This is a genomic window from Salmonella sp. SAL00653 (assembly GCF_046552515.1).
GTDB classification, from domain to species: Bacteria; Pseudomonadota; Gammaproteobacteria; order Enterobacterales; family Enterobacteriaceae; genus Salmonella; species Salmonella enterica.
This window is the reverse complement of the sequence record NZ_JBGDTY010000006.1, coordinates 16,663-36,111: the sequence shown is the minus strand read 5'-3', so window position 1 is coordinate 36,111 and position 19,449 is coordinate 16,663. Positions and strand designations below refer to the sequence as shown.

The 19,449-nt window shown below is 49.3% G+C and carries 15 protein-coding genes; 4 read left to right on the top strand and 11 right to left on the bottom strand.

Going from position 1 to position 19,449, the window contains the following annotated elements:
• Window positions 1–41: 41 nt before the first annotated feature.
• The 4 genes from ACLJRU_RS09040 to ACLJRU_RS09025 form a co-directional block, all read right to left on the bottom strand.
• Window positions 42–599 (bottom strand): DUF3156 family protein, encoded by a 558-nt coding sequence (locus ACLJRU_RS09040; RefSeq protein WP_000100104.1) that lies wholly within the window; start codon window positions 597–599, stop codon window positions 42–44.
• Window positions 577–2,076, bottom strand: coding sequence for an APC family permease (locus ACLJRU_RS09035; protein WP_001540907.1), 1,500 nt, complete (start codon window positions 2,074–2,076; stop codon window positions 577–579). Before ACLJRU_RS09035 ends, ACLJRU_RS09040 begins: the two co-directional genes overlap by 23 nt.
• A gap of 208 nt (window positions 2,077–2,284) precedes the next feature.
• A complete protein-coding gene (locus tag ACLJRU_RS09030) occupies window positions 2,285–2,659 on the bottom strand; it encodes a cupin domain-containing protein (protein ID WP_000542980.1) in 375 nt (124 codons plus the stop codon).
• Between the two features lie 14 nt (window positions 2,660–2,673).
• Window positions 2,674–3,975, bottom strand: a complete 1,302-nt coding sequence (locus tag ACLJRU_RS09025; RefSeq protein ID WP_001540908.1) for an NAD(P)/FAD-dependent oxidoreductase — start codon at window positions 3,973–3,975, stop codon at window positions 2,674–2,676.
• Between the two features lie 161 nt (window positions 3,976–4,136).
• On the opposite strand from ACLJRU_RS09025, the gene ACLJRU_RS09020 reads away from it, so the two are divergent.
• Entirely contained in the window at window positions 4,137–5,621 is a 1,485-nt protein-coding gene (locus ACLJRU_RS09020; protein WP_001540909.1) for an NAD-dependent phenylacetaldehyde dehydrogenase, read from the top strand.
• 135 nt (window positions 5,622–5,756) lie between these two features.
• On the opposite strand, the gene iraD is transcribed toward ACLJRU_RS09020, so the two are convergent.
• From iraD to ACLJRU_RS08995, 5 genes are all read right to left on the bottom strand, one after another.
• Window positions 5,757–6,137, bottom strand: a complete 381-nt coding sequence (iraD, locus tag ACLJRU_RS09015) for an anti-adapter protein IraD (RefSeq protein WP_001540910.1) — start codon at window positions 6,135–6,137, stop codon at window positions 5,757–5,759.
• Window positions 6,137–6,622, bottom strand: coding sequence for an Hcp family type VI secretion system effector (locus ACLJRU_RS09010; protein ID WP_187790638.1), 486 nt, complete (start codon window positions 6,620–6,622; stop codon window positions 6,137–6,139). Before ACLJRU_RS09010 ends, iraD begins: the two co-directional genes overlap by 1 nt.
• A gap of 708 nt (window positions 6,623–7,330) precedes the next feature.
• Window positions 7,331–8,254: a polysaccharide deacetylase family protein gene (locus ACLJRU_RS09005; protein WP_000540892.1), complete on the bottom strand. Its 924-nt coding sequence runs from the start codon at window positions 8,252–8,254 to the stop codon at window positions 7,331–7,333.
• A 38-nt stretch (window positions 8,255–8,292) separates the two neighbouring features.
• Window positions 8,293–9,171, bottom strand: coding sequence for a carbon-nitrogen hydrolase family protein (locus tag ACLJRU_RS09000; protein WP_038394035.1), 879 nt, complete (start codon window positions 9,169–9,171; stop codon window positions 8,293–8,295).
• A gap of 394 nt (window positions 9,172–9,565) precedes the next feature.
• Entirely contained in the window at window positions 9,566–10,870 is a 1,305-nt protein-coding gene (locus tag ACLJRU_RS08995) for an MFS transporter (protein ID WP_000784371.1), read from the bottom strand.
• Window positions 10,871–11,274: 404 nt separating this feature from the next.
• Between ACLJRU_RS08995 and uxuA the strand changes: the two genes are divergently transcribed.
• The 3 genes from uxuA to uxaC all read left to right on the top strand — a co-directional run bounded on the left by uxuA (window position 11,275) and on the right by uxaC (window position 15,466).
• A complete protein-coding gene (uxuA, locus tag ACLJRU_RS08990; RefSeq protein WP_000815487.1) occupies window positions 11,275–12,459 on the top strand; it encodes a mannonate dehydratase in 1,185 nt (394 codons plus the stop codon).
• A gap of 110 nt (window positions 12,460–12,569) precedes the next feature.
• Complete coding sequence (locus ACLJRU_RS08985; protein ID WP_000437127.1) at window positions 12,570–14,042, top strand: fructuronate reductase; 1,473 nt, start codon at window positions 12,570–12,572, stop codon at window positions 14,040–14,042.
• 11 nt (window positions 14,043–14,053) lie between these two features.
• On the top strand, window positions 14,054–15,466 hold the full coding sequence (uxaC, locus tag ACLJRU_RS08980; RefSeq protein WP_000190182.1) for a glucuronate isomerase: 1,413 nt from the start codon (window positions 14,054–14,056) through the stop codon (window positions 15,464–15,466).
• A gap of 299 nt (window positions 15,467–15,765) precedes the next feature.
• On the opposite strand, the gene ACLJRU_RS08975 is transcribed toward uxaC, so the two are convergent.
• Complete coding sequence (locus ACLJRU_RS08975) at window positions 15,766–16,821, bottom strand: methyl-accepting chemotaxis protein (protein WP_000475258.1); 1,056 nt, start codon at window positions 16,819–16,821, stop codon at window positions 15,766–15,768.
• A 669-nt stretch (window positions 16,822–17,490) separates the two neighbouring features.
• Window positions 17,491–19,347 (bottom strand): bifunctional glutathionylspermidine amidase/synthase, encoded by a 1,857-nt coding sequence (gene gss / locus ACLJRU_RS08970; protein WP_000033690.1) that lies wholly within the window; start codon window positions 19,345–19,347, stop codon window positions 17,491–17,493.
• Window positions 19,348–19,449: the final 102 nt, after the last annotated feature.

Sequence of the window (19,449 nt, the reverse complement as noted above, 5' to 3'; positions counted from 1 at the left end):
TAATACCACCCTCTGAGCTGATGCCGCAATAAAATGTCATATTATCTGGCGGCGGTATCCTGTTGCAGCCATTGATTCATGGCCTGATTGATCATATTTATCACACTAAGCAGAAGAACACGCTGGTGCCGCTCAAGCCGCAGATAACGGCGCAGCGGCGGCATTTTACAAACCACTTCGCTCGCAGCCCATAGCTCAATGCTGCAATACCATTCCTTATGATGTAAAACCAGAGTAAACCGACGATAATCCAGTTCACTCAGAGCCTGTTGTAAATTGGGGAAACGATTAAGATAGCTAATCAGCCCGGCGGTACTTTTGCTGCCAGTAAAAATGACGGGATAACGTTTCAGCCATCCGGGCTGATGAACGCGAATTTTGCCCTGCAAAGGATAATTGATTGTGCCTTTCACCCTGAATTCACAACTGTGAATACTGGCCATGAATAACCGTTTTTGCTGAACATGGCAGATAACCTGGGTAAATGCATTCAGATGCAGCACGGCGCTATGTTCGGTCAATTTTTCACAACGCCAGCCGCTCAAATCACGTAACACCATATTCATTAATGCGTTCTTAAACCAGGGGACGGAGGACATCTGGCGTCATCTCTTCATTGTTTCGCTTTTCATAATTGCCCATAGCCCGTTCCACGACCTCTTCTACCGGAAGCGGGAGGAAAGGATTAACCCGTTGCACACATAATGTCCAGAATAAGGCATAGGCGGCAGTCAATCCAAGCATAATACCGAATGGTATAAGTACATCCCGACTGTTCATTCCTGGAGGCGCGATATTAATAATGGCGATAATAATACCCACGCTCGAAATAATCTGAGGTAAGGGAAACCAGGGGGCCCGGTAAGCGCGTGGTAAATCGGGGCGCCGAATACGTAAGATAACGACCGATAACGCTACCAGCAGATAAGCTACTCCCCAGGCGCAGACCGCAGCGAGGATCAGCGGAACAATGTGGTCGATATCACCGTTCAGATACCAGGCATGTAAACAGGGAATCGCAACACCGAATGCGATGGCGATGACCGGTGTTTTAAAGCGGGGGTGCAACCAGGTCAGAAACCGCGGCAAAGCGCCGTCCAGCGCCATGCCGTATATAATACGCGGTACTGCCGCCATTAGCGTATTAATCGTCGCACATCCCGCTAACAACAACCCCACGCCCAGCCAGTATTGCCCGACATGTCCCATGACACGATTGGCAAAGGCGGGAATAGCCATCGGCGTATCCAGTAAAAAGATATGGTTTGCCGCATCGACAACCACATTATTTACTTGCCGGTTAATCGCAGCGCCATAGAGGAACATACAACCTGCCACCGCTAAAAGGCCAAGCGCCATCGCTCTGGGAATCGTACGATGCGCTTTTTTAATTTCCGGCGCCATTGGCGTGACCAGTTCACAACCGACGAACATAAACATCGCCATGCCAATATAACCAAACAGACCAGAAAGATTACTGACATCAAGCGGTGCGCCAAACCACCCGGAATGATGAGTGACCGGGGATAACAGGATCCCGCATAAACCGAAGATGGTCAGGGTAGTCCACATACCGAAAGTAAGAAATACCTCCACCTTGCCAAATACTTCAACACCAATGGCATTCAGTATCCCGAAAACCACTACCATGCCGACACCAACCATCCAGGTATTGTGCTGCATGGCCACGTGTTCGCTAACAGACTCAAAGTTCACCAGCGCCATGACGCCAGCGAGAATCGTTTCTGCCGTGCCGGCAAAAATGTGTACGATCAGGTAAGCGCAAAGCGCACCGGTGATAGCGAAAAAACGCCCCATCCCGCAGGAAATATAGTCGTAGACGGAGCCAGTCGTGGGAATGAGCGTTGCCGCTTCGGCAAAGGTGGTAATCTGCGCTTGCATCATAATAAATGCCAGTAATACCGCAAGGGCAAAGGTATCTCCCCCTGAGCCAAAACCACTGGTCACGGTCAGGATCACCGGGCTTGCCATAATCAGCCCGACGGAGCTGGCAAGCGTCGTGGGGAAACCAATAACGCCACGTTCAAGATGGCTGGCAAGTCTGTTTTTAAACATGGTCAACCTCTTCACTATTATTACAACAATAAATTACCGCTCCGGAATAACGTTTATTTATGGCAGGCACCACATCTAACAGGTATCGTCCTGAAGAGGGATAACGGTAAATAAATTTGTGACGCCGTCCCCGCATGCGCTAATAGCAAGTGGGGAGCGCGTTATTCTCCCCACTGATGCCAACGCTACTGACGAACAATTAAAGGATTCAACCCTGTTTGTGGCTTTCGACGTTTGCCAGATAATGTTTTACAAAACGGGGCGTTAAAACTTTCCATGCCACTTCGGTTCCCTGTTCAACAAACCAACTATCGCCTGGTGAGAAACGTATCGGTTCCTGACCCGCAACAGTGAGTTCCACTTCCCCTTCCAGCACGGTTGCGTGCTCGGTAAAGGGATAAATCATCGTGAAACCGCCGCGGGTCGATGAAAACAGTCCACAGGTAAATACGTCCTCAGGTTTACCGTAAATCATCGCAACGGCGACCTGGGGATCGCCTTCTGTTGGCAACGCCCCCAACAGGCTGACACTCCCGATTGGCTGTAATTCAGGAACAGGTTGATTGAGTTTAAAAGCGTGCATTAATGTTCTCCTGGTTAATTCCGGCCTTTCCAGAAACCGGCTGTTTGATGTATCAGTTTTCCCGCACTGACCAGCAATAGACGTAGACTGTCGCGACCATAAATTGTCGCGTGGGGAATGCTACTCATCAGACGATACCGCTCGGAACCGCCATTTATTCCTTCGGCCAGGATTTTGCATACAATATGGGAAGGCGTGACGCCAAATCCGGAATAACCCTGAACATAAAAAACATTATTGTGTTCACGAAGCGTGCCAATCTGCGGAAACAGATTCGCGCTACAGGCCATCGGTCCGCCCCAGGCAAAATCGATTTTAACGTCTTTCAAATAAGGGAAGACCTCCGTCAACAGAGTGCGGTTCCAGGCAGCAAAATCGTGCGGGGTATATTCAAGAAACCTTGTGGCGCTGCCAAACAGCAGACGGTTTTCTTTTGTGAGACGGTAGTAATTTATAACCGGGCGGATATCGCTAAAAGCCCCGCGCAAGGGACTGATCCGCTCAACAAGCTCGCTGGAGAGAGGTTCTGTAGAGACCTGATAAGAATAAGTAACCAGCGTTTTCTTATAAATTTCTGGTTCCAGATTATTGAGAAAACTATCACAGGCCCACAGCAATTTGGCTGCTTTTACGCTGCCCATCGCAGTACGTACCCGCACAGTTTTACCGTAACTGACCTCAACCACAGGTGAATATTCGAATATCTTCACCCCCAGCGAATTCGCAGCCTGAGCGGAGCCCAGCAATAAATTCAGCGAGTGGACATGCCCTCCCCCCATATGCGTGAGAACACCGCAGTAGACGTCGGAACCGATAACCTGCTGCACGTCTTTACCGGTATAGAGTTCAATATCGTCTTCCGGCGTAGCGGCTTTGAATTCTTTTTCCCATTGTTGCAGCGTTTTTAACTGCCGCTGGTTGTAGGCCAGATAACCATATCCGGGGACAAAATCAGCATCAATATGGTATTTACGAATTCGCTCCCGAATAATGCCTGCGCCGAGGTTCGAGATTTTAAACAGCGTCTCCATTCCCGCTGCGCCTACATATTTTTTAACGGCTTCGATGTCGTGACCTATACCGGCCATTACCTGACCGCCGTTTCGCCCGGTGCCGCCATACCCAAGATGGCGGGCTTCCAGAACGACAACATTAGTGATCCCCTGCTCCGCCAGTTCCAGCGCGGTATTGATGCCTGAAAAGCCACCGCCAATGATCACCACATCAGCATCAATATCGTCTTGCAGAGCAGGAAAATGCAACGGGTATTTTTTCGTCGCGCCGTAGTAATTCAACGCATCGATTTTTGTATTCATCGCGTTACCTTGTCATCACGCTTGACTAAGACCGCTATCACAGCACGGTAACGTTTTACAAAATATCGTCCGGAAGAATGACGTTCTTTGGAACGATATTCAGTTCCAGGCAAGTATGTTGAGATAGAAAAACGTACATTCCTGACCTACAGGCACTTCTGATGAGCGACGTGACATTACTTGCCGAAGTAACGACTTTTTTACGCCAACGACACGGACAATTTATTGCAGGTGAACGTCAGGCCGGAAACGGCACGAACTTCTCGGTCACTAACCCAGCCACCGGCAAAATCATCGCCGACGTTGTGTCGGCAACCCCTGCGCAGGCAGAAGAGGCCATGCAGAGCGCCAGACGGGCGTTTGATGTCTGGCGTAAAATGCCAACGTTACAACGCGGCGCATTACTGCTGAAACTGGCTGATACTCTTGCCGCTCATCGTGAAGAGTTAGCTCAACTGGAAAGCGTCTGTTCAGGTAAAACGATTATGCTGTCGCGCGGTCTTGAACTCGATCAGTCAGTGGCCTTCCTGCGTTACTTTGCCGGTTGGGCAGGAAAAATAACCGGTGAAACGCTGAATGTCTCCCTGCCATCAATGGGAGAAGAGAGATACACAGCGTTTACCCAACGCCAACCCATTGGTGTGGTCGTCGGTATTGTGCCGTGGAATTTCTCCATTATGATTGCTATCTGGAAGCTGGCCGCAGCGCTGGTATGTGGCTGCACCATCGTCATTAAACCAAGTGAATATACCCCGCTGACACTGCTGCGAGTCGCTGAACTGGCTAAAGAGGCAGGTTTCCCTGATGGCGTAATTAACGTGGTAAACGGTGCTGGCGGTGAGATAGCGCAACAGCTGATCGCGCATCCAGATTGCGCCAAAGTGAGTTTCACCGGGTCAGTCGCGACAGGTGAGAAAGTCCGGCGTTCGGCAACATCGTCAGGAAAACGCGTTACCCTCGAACTGGGAGGGAAAAATGCGGCGCTGTTTCTCAATGATCTCACGGCACAAGCCATGGTCAACGGTATTCTTGAAGCCGGTTATCTGAATCAAGGACAGATTTGTGCTGCCGCAGAGCGTTTTTATCTGCCCCAGGAAAAACTGGATACGGTCATGACGCTCCTCAGACAACGGTTATCGGAGATCGTGCCCGGCTCGCCTTTAGATGAAAAAACGGTGATGGGCCCGCTGGCGAATCAGATTCAGCTTGAAAAAGTGCTGCGTCTGATTCAACGTGCACGGGAAGAAGGGGATACCATTGTTTATGGCGGTGAAACTTTACCCGGCGAAGGGTACTTTTTACAGCCGACAGCGGTAAAAGTGCGTAGTAAAAACAGTACGCTGATGCACGAGGAGACCTTTGGCCCTGTCTGTAGCTTTATCGGTTATCAGAATGAAAAAGAGGCGCTTTCGCATATCAACGATTCGCCATTCGGCCTTGCTGCAAGTGTGTGGTCGGAAAATATGTCTAAGGCATTACGCTACGCTGAAGATATTGATGCTGGCATGGTGTGGGTCAATATGCATACCTTCCTCGATCCCGCGGTACCCTTTGGAGGGATGAAAGGATCGGGCATTGGTCGTGAATTTGGCAGCGCGTTTATTGATGACTATACCGAACTTAAATCTGTCATGGTCCGTTATTAACCATCCTGAAAATGATGCAGGCAGATCAACCATACCGAAAGGTGGACTGTCTGCCTGATTATCAGGTTCGCTCGCTGCGTTTTTTTGCTTTTGGGATAATGTTAAACGCCCGGCCCGGCGTTCCTTCCTGCATTACTAGCGCCATCTACCGTTAGAGTAGGCTATCTCCAGCCTTAACGGTTCAGACTCATCCTGTAACATCGCTTCCAAAGACAACGCTAGCGTCTGATGATGGGCATCTTTTACACTAACTTTCAGCATGTTGATGCTCGGTTCATAACGTAAAATAGCAGCGCGAAGCTCACGGCAAAACCAGTTGAGAACCCGTTTGTCACCCACATTCACCTCGTGCCATTCCGGCATACCCCGAGTGAGCAGCGGCGGTAATGTCTCGCCACCTGGCACGGAGCAAGAGTTGAATAAACACATTAACTTGCGTCGTACCAATTCATGTGGGCTTATCCCCTCAACCAAGAGCCTGTCGAATAGCGCGACCGGAATGGTTGGCGTCATCATCATTTCCCTATCTGGTCCATCGCCAGATCCCATACTGACGCTCTGGACTCCTGTTGAGCGCCGTCTGATTTCTCGGCAGTGACTTGCCATTCGATTTTCGTGAAGTTCAGCGACATCGTTTCCACCGGCTTACCGCCGGCGCCGCCGCTAACACTGAGTTGTGATATCAGCACGTTTGTCAGGGTATAAACGATAAGCGACCGCATTTTGCCGTCGTCATTGCGGCACAACGTCAGCACCGCTGTTCTAATTAGCCTCCCGCTACAGCAGTACTCATTGAGCACAGGCGTGGCGAGGTCGACAAATTTGGTGAGCGACATTTCACCAACATGCGCACGCTCGGAAGTCCGCTCAGTGAGGCTAACATCGTTATTTACCTGCATTGCCACATTGTGGCTATAAGACATGATCTCTATCTGATCTTCAAAGCCTTCAACCTGGCTTTCGCCTTTGATATTGTCGAGCTTTAAAAAAATCGCATCCATGATTTATCTCCTTGTTGATCAGCCAGACGAATACCGGCGGCCAGCGCTTGTGACTCTTATTAAAAGCGCAACGACCAAAAAACACAGCGTGAAAAGCGCCAGGTTTGCAGGGATTTTGCCGACGTTTACCCACGTCTGATGAACGTTATTCCGCTGGTTGCAAAGCAATAGAGGGTTTTGGCCCGCTGTGGCCAAATACAATTGAGGTTATACTGAACGCTCTCTGCCATATTCAATCCCTTTTATCGCAAAGTATCCCTGGTGCCGGTATCACAGCGTCGTTATTCAAAAATTGACATTTCAGAATAATAATCAGCTATATATAAAAAACACATCAAAAAGCAAATATCAACTTAATTTTTACTTATTTAATAAAAAAGACCAAATTGATTTACATCAATTAACACACACAAAAACATTAAAAATCAAAGTGTTAAACGAAAATTAATCACTATGGAAATTTTATTTTTCTTAATGCTCACATTATAAATGTTATTTGCTTATTATCCTGTGAACACTAAAAAATGATTTAAATCAAAAAAAGCCATTCTCGTTGATTAACGTTTTGACCGAAATAAAAAAGATTTTATACGTCCCGGGATAGTCTCCCTTTCTGATGGACAATATGCATTAACGAGCGGGCAAACAGGTAACTTCTGCCCGGGTAATCCGTTACCCGACTGATATTAACATTGTCATGAGGTGATATCATTTGCCTGGCCAGCCATAATCATCCGGAACCGGCGCTACGCCACGAACATCAGGACGGAGCATTTTTTGTCGATCCTCTTCGTCATCCACCCAGACACTGGCTATCTCTTCACAGGTTGCAAACCATACGCCATCATGCCCTTTAATATGTTCAATCAAACGTGACAACATCATCATATGATGCCCATGACCGATTATCTGCGGATGAAGAGCCATCGCATATAAACCGTTTTCCTGATGGTTATAAGCATAGGTAAAAATATCCTTCCAGCGTCGCAGAACACCGTCAGTATCGCTCATCCCCTCCTGGTTACCGGTATACGCCAGTGCGGGAAAATCATCCAGATACCAGCTAACAGGAATTTCCAGAATCGCGCTGGCCGGGCCTGCGATATTTCCCGTCTCCCAATTCACCTGCCAACGTTGAGGATGGTAAGGCACAAGATCTCTCGCCATCAGGCTACTGTCATAGAGAAAACCGGCTTCCTCCAGAAGATCCAGCGTATTCTCGCTATAATCCCAATAGGGAGAACGGTATCCCACAGGGCGTATGCCGAAATGTCTTTTATAACAGGCGAACGCCAGATCCATAAGTCGGCGTTCTGTATCACGATTCACCAGCGTCGGGTTTTCATGATAGTAGCCATGGTGAGCGATTTCATGCCCGGCATCAAAAATTGCTTTACTGATTTCCGGGAAGGTGTCTACAGTGTGTCCGGGAATAAAAAAGGTGGTTTTGATATTATTTTCTTTGAACAATTTCAGAAGCCTTGGTACGCCAACTTGAGCACCAAACTCTCCTCGTGACATAAAGGATGGCGACGGTCGATTAAATCCGCCCAGCCATAAAGACTGAGCATCTACATCAACACCAAGATTGACCGCAATCCTTTTACCCTCAGGTAATTTTAAATATCCCATAACGACCTCCAGCTAATACATAGAAGGGACACATTCTGTTATTTAATGTGTGATGGCCAGATATTATATATGCCTGCTTTTCTGCGTCTGTCCTTGAACGTTGTTGCTGCCCCCCCAAGTCTATTTTCATATAGAACATCGAGGTTAATTTCTCCTGAAATGAAATCCTCTTGATTGACGTGCGCCTCTGCGATAATACCTTGTGGATTTTTCCACACGACATCACAGGGGCTTAAAATTGAACTTCGGGCCCAGCAGCCTGGCAGTAGTCCCCCCAGGTTTCCGCCCAGGCAACAGTGAACAAGATAAATTTGATTTTCAATACAACGTGCGTGGCAACAATGTCTGACTCGCCAAAATCCCTGTTCAGTAAACGTAGCGGAAGGCGTTAAAATTAACTCCGCACCCTGTTCCGCCAGCGTCGCGGCACACTCCGGTATTTCTGCTTCATAACAAATATTAAAACCCACCTTTGCAAATGGCAGTTGAAAAACAGCCATTTTATCGCCTTCCTGAGTATACCAACCCCGTTCAGCCGGGAAGATATGCGTCTTACTATGAGCATAATGTTCGCCGTCGGGTCCCCATATATGCGCAACATTCTCATAGCGATCTGCTCCGGTCTGCTCCAGATGAGAGCCAGCAATAATGAACTGTCCTCTTTCTTTAGCTTCCTGTTGAAAAAGCTGCTTATAGGCATCCGTGAACTGATCAATTAAAGTAAGGTGTGGAATGGGTCTTTCTTGCCATTTTTTCAATAGTGTAAATAGCTCAATGGTAAATAGCTCCGGGAAGATAACGACATCAGCACCCTGACTTTTATTAAGAAGTATCCTTACCTTTGTTATTAAATCTTCAAAAGTGTTTATTTCGGTAACAATATACTGACAGGCTGAAACAGTAAAATTACGTGACATCGTGATATCCCCGGCATGAAATTTAAACTTAAATTAACGTATAGCGCATGGAGAATATTAGGGAGTGGCATTACGACATCAGGTTATTTTTTGTGAAGCTGCGCAAAATATATGGGGAAAAGAGTAGAAGCATTGAACCTTTATTTACATAAAGAGGACTTTATCGATGATCGCAGCGAGACAGAGAGTCGATAAAAATCCAGGCGGAAAACAATAACCCTTACCACAATATTATTTTCAGCATCTGAAAATAATCAGGCAAACTAAATGATAACGCGCTGGTATAAAACCAACGCGTATTTTTACCGATAAGGGTAATGAAGACGGCCACCCGAAGGTGGCCGTTAGAACCCGGTAGCGCTTCGCTTATCAGGCCAGTGAAACCGAGACAGCTTTAGCGGTGAGACGCCAGCGGCTGTTCCGTCATTGGCGGGTGGTGCTTTTCTGGATCTTTAATCAGTACCCACAGGATGATAGCGCCGATAATATCGAACAGACTGAGTGCAATGAAGAACGGGCCGTAACCGATAATAGCGACCAATGCCCCCATAAACAGGTTGAAGCTTAACTGTCCCATCCATGCCGCAGATCCTGCCAGACCGGCAACCGTCGCGACCTCATTTTTCTTGAACAGGTCAGCGCTCATGGTAATCACGACGGTAGACAGCGTCTGGTGCGCAAAACCGCCAATACTCATCAATGCAATGGCGACATACGGGTTAGTCGTAATGCTGACAAAACCGATCGAAATCATCAAAACAGCGCCGATGGTAAAGCTACAACGACGCGCATTGATCGTGGTCATGTGCATCTTTTCCATGAAGAACTTCGCCAGGAAACCGCCTGCAACGCAGCCAAAGTCCGCCGCCAGGAACGGCAGCCAGGCAAACATGGCGATCTCTTTTAACGGCAGATGCATCACGTTAATCAGATACAGCGGCATCCAGAAACTCAGCGTTCCCCATGCCGGGTCAGCCAGAAAACGGGTAATCGCCAACGCCCAGAAGTTACGCTTTTTAACGATCTCTTTAACGGCCGGTTTTTTATTATCGTCCTGGAGATAGCTTTCCTGGCCGTCTTCGATATAACGCAGCTCTTTGTGGGTGATCCACGGGTGTTTATTTGGCGAGTTATAAATCAGGAACCAGGTGATGGCGAACAGCACGCCGATCCCACCGGTAATCACAAACGCCATTTCAGTACCGATGCCGCTATCAGCAAAGGTCAGCATCGCCCAGACCACCAGCGGCGGCGCCAGCATCGCACCAATCGAAGTACCGATATTAAACAGGCCCCCCGCAATACCGCGTTCTTTCGTCGGGAACCATTCGGCGCTGGCTTTAATCCCGGCCGGAATCGCTGACGCTTCGGTTAGCCCCATCAGACCACGCAGAAATGCCAGGCTTATCCAGCCGCCGGCCAGCGCGTGCGCCATGTTAATCAGCGACCATAACAAGGCAAAGATAAAGAAGCCGATTTTCAGTCCGATGACATCCATCAAATAGCCGGTGATCGGCTGCGCAATGGTGTAACAAAGCTGGAAGGCGCTCACCACCCAGGAATATTGTTGCTCATCAAAATGGAGTTCTTTCATCATCGCTGGCGCCGCAACGCTAAGCGAGCTACGGGACAGGTAGTTTACGATGGTCCCTACGCAGACCAGGCCGATAATCCACCATCTTAATTTTGTCATCTTCATGATAAAGCCTCGTTAAAAAACATTAGCTCCGCGCCGTCTGACCTGTAGCGGGAAAACTGAAATCACAAAAATTGGTTGACCAATCAATATTTTCTCATCCGGACCGGTCAAAATCTGGCGGCAACTCCCGCACTTAATATTCTTGAAATAAATACATCAACTCATTTCAAGTTGAATGGTGAATGCTTTTCACCCAGCAAAAATTGACACAGATCAAATAAATAAAATTGGCAGACCGTGAATGATGATATTTGTGATTTGGTTAGCCAATTTAGACAATAAGGTTGACATGAGAAAAATTTTGGTTGAATTTAGGGGTCAGAACGGGTTTACAAAGCACGTTTCGATGTTGGCTGGCAATGGGTCAACCACGAAGACGTTATCGCAAGAAGAGGAAACGAGATATGAAACAAACCTGGCGCTGGTACGGACCTAACGACCCGGTAACGCTGTCAGATGTACGCCAGGCTGGCGCAACCGGCGTGGTAACGGCGTTACACCATATCCCGAATGGAGAAATTTGGTCGGTAGACGAGATCCAGAAACGTAAAGCAATCGTTGAAGAGGCAGGTCTGGAGTGGTCTGTGGTAGAGAGCGTACCTATCCACGAAGACATCAAAACCCACACCGGTCAGTACGATTTATGGATCAAAAACTACCAGCAAACGCTGCGTAACCTGGCGCAATGCGGTATCTATACGGTTTGCTATAACTTTATGCCGGTGCTGGACTGGACACGTACGGATCTGGAATACGTATTGCCGGATGGTTCAAAAGCGTTGCGTTTTGACCAGATTGAATTCGCCGCGTTCGAACTGCACATCCTGAAGCGTCCGGGAGCAGAAGCCGACTATACGGCAGAAGAGATTGCTCAGGCAGAGCGGCGTTTCGCCACCATGAGCGAGGAAGACAAAGCACGTCTGACCCGCAACATTATTGCCGGTTTACCTGGCGCGGAAGAAGGCTATACGCTGGATCAGTTCCGTCAACACCTGGCGACGTATAAAGATATCGATAAAGCAAAACTGCGTGAACATTTTGCCTATTTCCTGAAAGCCATTATTCCGGTTGCCGACGAGGTTGGCGTGCGTATGGCCGTTCACCCTGACGATCCGCCGCGCCCTATTCTCGGCCTGCCGCGCATTGTCTCTACCATTGAAGACATGCAATGGATGGTGGAAACCGTTAATAGCATGGCGAACGGCTTCACCATGTGTACCGGATCTTACGGCGTGCGCGCTGACAACGATCTGGTTGATATGATCAAGCAATTTGGTCCGCGCATCTACTTTACGCATCTGCGTTCTACGCTGCGCGAAGAGAATCCGAAGACCTTCCACGAGGCCGCCCATTTGCACGGCGATGTGGATATGTATGAAGTCGTTAAAGCGATTGTGGAAGAAGAGCACCGTCGTAAAGCCGAAGGTAGCGACGATCTGATCCCAATGCGCCCGGACCACGGTCATCAGATGCTGGACGATCTGAAGAAGAAAACGAATCCGGGTTATTCCGCCATTGGCCGTCTGAAAGGGCTTGCGGAAGTCCGCGGCGTCGAACTGGCTATCCAGCGCGCTTTCTTTAGCAAATAACCTTCTTTCGCATGGCGCGACGCGTCATGCGATTTCCCCTACTCAATGCAATAGCAACATGCCTCGCCCCGGAGATCGCGGGCGAAGACGTCGAATGACAGGAGTTTGCAATGGAACAGAATATCGCCACCGCCCAGGTTTCCGTCGCCCGCCCAAACTGGGACAAATCACGTCTGGTATCCCGTATTGTGCATCTGGGCTGCGGGGCGTTTCACCGCGCGCACCAGGCGCTCTTTACCCATCATCTACTGGAAAAGAGCGACAGCGACTGGGGCATTTGTGAAGTGAACCTGATGCCGGGTAACGACGCGCGGCTGATCGCGAACCTGAAAGCGCAAAATCTGCTGTACACCGTTGCAGAACGCGGCGCAGAAAGCACCGAACTGAAAATTATCGGTTCAATGAAAGAAGCGCTGCACCCTGAATTCGACGGCCATGCAGGGATTCTGGCGGCAATGGCGCGCCCGGAAACCGCCATCGTCTCCTTAACCGTGACCGAAAAAGGCTACTGCACCGACCCCGCCAGCGGCGAGCTTGATGTCAATAATCCGCTTATCCAAAACGATCTTGCCCATCCACAGCAGCCTAAATCCGCCATTGGCTATATTGTCGAAGCGCTAAACATGCGCCGGGAGCAAGGACTGAAAGCTTTTACCGTGCTGTCGTGCGATAACGTACGCGAGAATGGTCACGTCGCGAAGGCTGCCGTCCTCGGCCTGGCAAAAGCTCGCGATGCCGCCCTCGCCGCATGGATTGCCGACAATGTGACCTTCCCCTGCACCATGGTTGACCGCATTGTTCCGGCGGCGACCGAAGAGACGCTACAGCTGGTTGCCGACCAGTTAGGGGTTTATGATCCCTGCGCTATCGCCTGCGAACCCTTCCGCCAGTGGGTCATCGAAGATAACTTTGTGAATGGTCGCCCGGACTGGGACACCGTCGGCGCGCAATTCGTTGCAGATGTCGTACCGTTTGAAATGATGAAGCTGCGTATGCTTAACGGCAGTCACTCTTTCCTCGCCTATCTGGGTTATCTCGGCGGGTATGACACTATCGCCGATACCATGACCAACCCGGCTTACCGTCGCGCGGCGCTGGCGCTGATGCTTGATGAACAAGCGCCGACGTTATCAATGCCGGAAGGCACCGATCTGGAAGGGTATGCGAATTTGTTGATCGCGCGTTTCACTAACCCCTCGTTGAAACACCGCACCTGGCAGATCGCGATGGATGGCAGTCAGAAACTGCCGCAGCGTTTGTTGGACCCGGTACGTCTGCACTTGCAACAGGGCGATGACTATCGCCGCCTGACGCTGGGCGTCGCCGGATGGATGCGTTACGTCGGCGGTATCGATGAACAAGGTAAAACCATTGATGTCGTCGATCCGCTGCTAGCGCAGTATCAGGCGATTCATCAGCAATATCAGACGCCGGAAGAACGCGTTCGCGGGCTACTGGCCATCGAGTCTATCTTTGGCAGCGACCTGCCGAAGAACCACGAATTTGTGCAAGCCGTTACCGACGCTTACCAACAGCTATTGCAGAATGGCGCGAAAGCCACGGTAGAAGCGCTGGCTAAGTAAGGAGATAAATCATGGCTACGTTTATGACTGAAGATTTTCTACTTAAAAACGACATTGCCCGCACGCTGTACCATAAATACGCCGCGCCCATGCCGATTTATGACTTCCACTGCCATTTAAGTCCGCAGGAAATCGCCGACGATCGCCGTTTCGATAACCTCGGTCAGATCTGGCTGGAAGGCGACCACTATAAATGGCGAGCGCTACGAAGCGCAGGCGTGGATGAGTCGCTGATCACCGGCAAAGAGACCAGCGATTATGAAAAATATATGGCCTGGGCCAATACCGTACCAAAAACGCTGGGCAATCCGCTGTATCACTGGACGCACCTTGAACTACGCCGTCCATTTGGTATTACAGGTACGCTGTTCGGACCGGATACCGCGGAAAGTATCTGGACGCAGTGTAATGAGAAACTGGCGACGCCGGCCTTTTCCGCGCGCGGTATTATGCAGCAGATGAATGTGCGGATGGTCGGAACCACCGACGACCCGATAGATTCTCTGGAATATCACCGCCAGATAGCCGCCGACGACAGCATTGATATTGAAGTCGCGCCAAGCTGGCGCCCCGACAAAGTTTTCAAAATCGAACTGGACGGCTTTGTCGATTACCTGAGGAAACTGGAAGCGGCGGCAGATGTCAGCATTACCCGTTTCGACGATTTACGTCAGGCGCTCACTCGCCGCCTCGACCATTTCGCCGCCTGCGGCTGCCGCGCGTCGGATCATGGCATTGAAACGCTGCGATTTGCGCCGGTGCCCGACGACGCGCAGCTTGACGCCATTCTGGGCAAACGTCTGGCTGGCGAAACGCTGAGCGAACTTGAGATCGCCCAGTTTACCACGGCGGTGCTGGTCTGGCTGGGCCGCCAGTACGCCGCGCGCGGCTGGGTGATGCAGCTACATATTGGCGCGATCCGTAACAATAATACCCGGATGTTCCGCCTGCTGGGGCCGGATACCGGCTTTGACTCCATTGGCGATAATAACATTAGCTGGGCGCTCTCCCGTTTGCTCGACAGTATGGATGTGACTAATGAACTGCCCAAGACTATCCTCTATTGCCTGAACCCACGTGATAACGAAGTCCTGGCGACCATGATCGGTAACTTCCAGGGGCCGGGAATTGCCGGAAAAGTGCAGTTTGGTTCCGGCTGGTGGTTTAACGATCAGAAAGACGGGATGCTGCGCCAACTGGAGCAACTGTCGCAAATGGGACTATTAAGTCAGTTTGTCGGGATGCTGACCGACTCCCGCAGTTTCCTTTCTTATACGCGACATGAATATTTCCGGCGTATTCTCTGTAACCTGCTGGGACAGTGGGCGCAGGACGGAGAGATTCCTGATGATGAAGCGATGTTAAGCCGTATGGTTCAGGATATCTGCTTCAATAATGCCCAGCGTTATTTCACGATTAAATAATCGCTATTAATCTGTGAGCACAGGTTTCAGGTATTTCGAGGGGCAGGAAGGCGGTAAGAGAGTGAGAAATTTAGCAGTAACGCACTTTTCCAGCCAAAGTCTGGCCGCCGATAAAAAGCAAAGAGGTTGCTGATTAATCCCGAATCACTTACTAAGGTAAGTGATTCGGGTAAACAAACACAGCCATCTCCTGCGTCATGCTTTTTTTCTCTGTCCGGAATAACTCCAGTGCAGAAAGTGTGATACATCAGTCCTGTTGATGATGGCTCCTGTTGGTTATACGGTAATAACTCATGACTTCACAGTGTGGTTTCTTTTAATAAATCGACAGCCAGCATTTCCAGCTGGTTAACCACCTCATTACTGGATCGCTCCATTCTGTCAAGTTCTTGCGACATCGCATTCATATCGCCTGCGGCAAAATAGTTCAGCGCAGAGTGACCAGCGGTATGCACCTCTTTATGCGGCGCTTCCAGACTACGGAAACTGTAGTAATTGCTAAACTGCTGCCCTTCAAAACCGTAGTACCATTTCCCCAGCCGACACTGATCGTGCATCGTTATTTTACTGTTTATGTCTTTATTTAAGAGTAATTTGTAGACTTCCATTTTCCAAATAACATGGTCAACTTTGACAATATTCAAAAACTGTACCGTAGAGATGTACTGCATGACCGATTTCATGCTCAGCGATTTATCGATGACGATGCCAATAGACTCCACAATTTGATTTATGTTAGTCGTAATATTATCAATAACCGGCTGTTGGTTATCCAGCACCTCACTCACTCTGGCCGTATTATCTTTGATTACAGAGGTTAACGTACTGACGCTTTTCGAACTGTGTTTAACATCTTCGGACAGGTTTTTCACCTCTTTCGAAATAACGCTAAAACCACGCCCGGCATCCCCTACGCGCGCGGCCTCGATCGCGGAGTTAATCGCTATCAAATTGGTCTGGTTAGCGATCTTCTGTATCTCTTTAATACACGCATTAATTTGCGTTAAGGAGGTATTTAAGTCGCCCATACGACAGCCAATATCCGATGAAGTCGTGCCAATTTCTGTGATAAATTCCACGAGCGATTTTAATGAACTTCTGGCTTTATCATTCTGTTCGTTAAGTTCATTAATGCGTTCTTTTTCAATGTTGAGCTGCTCACAGGACTTAATGATGGCATTACGAATGATATCGATCGTCGAGAGCCCCATCAGAATTTTTTGACACAGTATCCGCTCATAAGGCTCAGGAGTATCCACCACCACGTCAGACGCATTAGCGCCAGATTCTGCTGGCGGCGGTATTTTTACAACATTATTATTCCAGTGGCGCAAGCCTAATACTTTTTTAAACATATACCATTCTCCTTATTATATGTGGACATCCTGATCTATGCCTGGATAAAGTATTATCAACTCATGATAACATAATGAAAAATCGGCTGTCATCTGCCATAACCATACGTTCACCAGAATAAGACAAAACGTCCACTAAACTTAAATAATTACAGAGTAAACTATTCAACAATACTATTAATAGTCATAATGGAAGTCGCTTCACTTTATACGTAAATATTATTTACAAGGCTGACAATAATAGTTGAATAATAATTAACTGCATTTACTTAGGTGTATCTATATCTCGCCACGAAGATTGCAGACAGGGTTTAAACGCAAACTTTTGCAATAGAAAAATAACCTAACGTAAACTTTTTATATGACCAATAATATCATTTGGACTCATCAATATATTATGCTGTCCGTTTACCAGCCAAACAGGCATGACCTAAATCCAAAGGGATAGGGGCGGCGTAACCAGACGCAAAAAGTATCGATTAGTCGAAAATCAGGAAACGGATGCGCCAACGCGGCGAGCGTCACCGCCTGCGTCAGAAAAGTTAAGAATAATTTGTGATATTATTTCTCATATGTTACCAGTAAATGGCAGGCTGATAGCCGTTCACTGGTAAACACAACAGGCGGGATATCGGCACCCACGCCGATATCCCGACGAGAATGACCCCGTTACGCTTTGATGACGATTAACGGTTCAATATCGCTCTCTTTTTTAATGACTAATGAATCATCGCCGCGCAGGCACGTACCGCCGTAGTTACCGCCCACGGTAAACGTACAGACCTGAATATACTTCCCGGCGACCTTCGGCAGGCACCACAACTGCTGATAGATATTTTTCTGCGTGGCGAACTTGCCGCTGGTTTTATCCAGGAGCTCTTCCTGATGGCTCACCAAATCGATATTACTACCGCAACGTCCGGCGATCGGTTTTACCGCATAGCCGGTCTGCACCAGCTCATCGTTAACGGTAAAATCCGTGTCGAGCAAATAGCGATGATGCGGGAACAGCGACCACAGGATGGGCAGGATCGCTTTGTTGCCCGGGATCACCGTCCACAGCGGTTCAAACACCAACACTTCCGGGCGCAGTAATACATCAATCAGCCGGACTTCATTTTCCGGGTGCCCGGTACGAATAGGCACTGCGGCATACTCCGTCTCGCTGACTTCGCGTATCTGCTCCATCGCCGTTTCCCACGCCCAGGTTTTCCAGACACAATTCACCAGCCGTCCGTCGCCATCGATCAACTGCCCGGCGTCATCCCAGCGCAACTCGCCCAGCCCGCGGAGGATTTTGCTCGCGAAGCCGGCCTGATGCAGCGCCTGCTGCATAAACTGCGCGTGATAGTCCTCCTCGATATCATCATCCTGCATGATATGGACGAAAGGACGCGCTTTACTGTGTTTCCAGGCGCCTGCCAGCTCGTTAATTAAGCCCTCTGCCGGGTTATGCCCTTTACCGGTATAGCCCTGCTCAGCCCATTTTTCGAGAATTAATCCCGCTTCGGTATGGCATGATGCGGAATCGGCATTGTATTCATAGACTTTCAGCCCGCGTTCATCCATGCAGAAATCCATACGACCAGTGATCATATGGTGACGACGGCGCTGCCAGGAGAGGCGCAGGCGCGGCCAAAGAATTTTGGGGATATCGAATAGCGCCAGCAGATTATCGTCTTTTAAAACTTTGTCCGTGGCGTGCAGGTACATCAAATGCAACTCATTGGTCGCTTTGATAAGCTCCTGTTCAGCGCTCTCGGTGATGGTAAAATACTGGTACGGGTCCTGATTGATAACGTGTCCGTTCGCCTGTACATAGGCTTTTTGTAACGGATCGCGCTCATCCAGCCACTGACCGTCAAACTGACCTTTCTCTGGCAGTCTTGCGCCGCGAATCGCCAGCGACTGATTCGCGATGTCAGGCTGTGACAAACTGTATTGCGTGTCGTCGGTCTGGATCATCCAGCCTAAAATCGTCGTGTCATCAAAGGTGTCGCGCAGGGTGTAACACCCGTTTTCTACAACCATTTCCAGTTCGCGAGTCCACTGCTGCCCTGGCGGCAATGGCGTGTGGATAACGTTTTGCTCAGCAATACGAATTTTGTTATCCAGGAGCTGGGTGATAATCGCAACGTGCCCGGTTTCGTTAAACTCGCCGCCCTTTTGCCAGATGAGCAGCGCCCCGGCCTCCGGCGCGCGCGGCGAACCGTTCGGGAAGGCCTGCAAAGGCAAAATATTGTCATTCACGACCTCGCGCAGAAAACGCAGCGAGAAGATTTCCCAGGCCATGCCGACGTCAGTAAAAACAACGCCATAATTCAGAAAGAGAAAACGGCGGGCAAATTCCACGCACTGCCATTTATGCCCCATGTATTCATCGTCGATGTAGCTACGAAAAGCTGCGTCGTCGTCGTCCCACGGATCGAGGGAATTGTAATCTGAAGAGTAGATCGCTACGCCGCCGGGGGCGTAACCCAATAATGTCCCGAAGGGGGCATCCTGACTGGTGGTTCCTTTGCTCATGCACTTACCTCAAAACAAGACCGCCTGAGCAGCCTGGCGTGATTTCGCTCTGATTGTCTGCTCTGTGACACTAACCGGACAGAGGTCGACATAATCATACAC

Excerpts from the sequence above, each read along its gene's own strand:
- ACLJRU_RS09040 (WP_000100104.1), bottom strand. The coding sequence starts at position 599 with ATGTCCTCCGTCCCCTGGTTTAAGAACGCATTAATGAATATGGTGTTA.
- ACLJRU_RS09035 (WP_001540907.1), bottom strand. The coding sequence starts at position 2,076 with ATGTTTAAAAACAGACTTGCCAGCCATCTTGAACGTGGCGTTATTGGT.
- ACLJRU_RS09030 (WP_000542980.1), bottom strand. The coding sequence starts at position 2,659 with ATGCACGCTTTTAAACTCAATCAACCTGTTCCTGAATTACAGCCAATC.
- ACLJRU_RS09025 (WP_001540908.1), bottom strand. The coding sequence starts at position 3,975 with ATGAATACAAAAATCGATGCGTTGAATTACTACGGCGCGACGAAAAAA.
- ACLJRU_RS09020 (WP_001540909.1), top strand. The coding sequence starts at position 4,137 with ATGAGCGACGTGACATTACTTGCCGAAGTAACGACTTTTTTACGCCAA.
- iraD (WP_001540910.1), bottom strand. The coding sequence starts at position 6,137 with ATGATGACGCCAACCATTCCGGTCGCGCTATTCGACAGGCTCTTGGTT.
- ACLJRU_RS09010 (WP_187790638.1), bottom strand. The coding sequence starts at position 6,622 with ATGGATGCGATTTTTTTAAAGCTCGACAATATCAAAGGCGAAAGCCAG.
- ACLJRU_RS09005 (WP_000540892.1), bottom strand. The coding sequence starts at position 8,254 with ATGGGATATTTAAAATTACCTGAGGGTAAAAGGATTGCGGTCAATCTT.
- ACLJRU_RS09000 (WP_038394035.1), bottom strand. The coding sequence starts at position 9,171 with ATGTCACGTAATTTTACTGTTTCAGCCTGTCAGTATATTGTTACCGAA.
- ACLJRU_RS08995 (WP_000784371.1), bottom strand. The coding sequence starts at position 10,870 with ATGAAGATGACAAAATTAAGATGGTGGATTATCGGCCTGGTCTGCGTA.
- uxuA (WP_000815487.1), top strand. The coding sequence starts at position 11,275 with ATGAAACAAACCTGGCGCTGGTACGGACCTAACGACCCGGTAACGCTG.
- ACLJRU_RS08985 (WP_000437127.1), top strand. The coding sequence starts at position 12,570 with ATGGAACAGAATATCGCCACCGCCCAGGTTTCCGTCGCCCGCCCAAAC.
- uxaC (WP_000190182.1), top strand. The coding sequence starts at position 14,054 with ATGGCTACGTTTATGACTGAAGATTTTCTACTTAAAAACGACATTGCC.
- ACLJRU_RS08975 (WP_000475258.1), bottom strand. The coding sequence starts at position 16,821 with ATGTTTAAAAAAGTATTAGGCTTGCGCCACTGGAATAATAATGTTGTA.
- gss (WP_000033690.1), bottom strand. The coding sequence starts at position 19,347 with ATGAGCAAAGGAACCACCAGTCAGGATGCCCCCTTCGGGACATTATTG.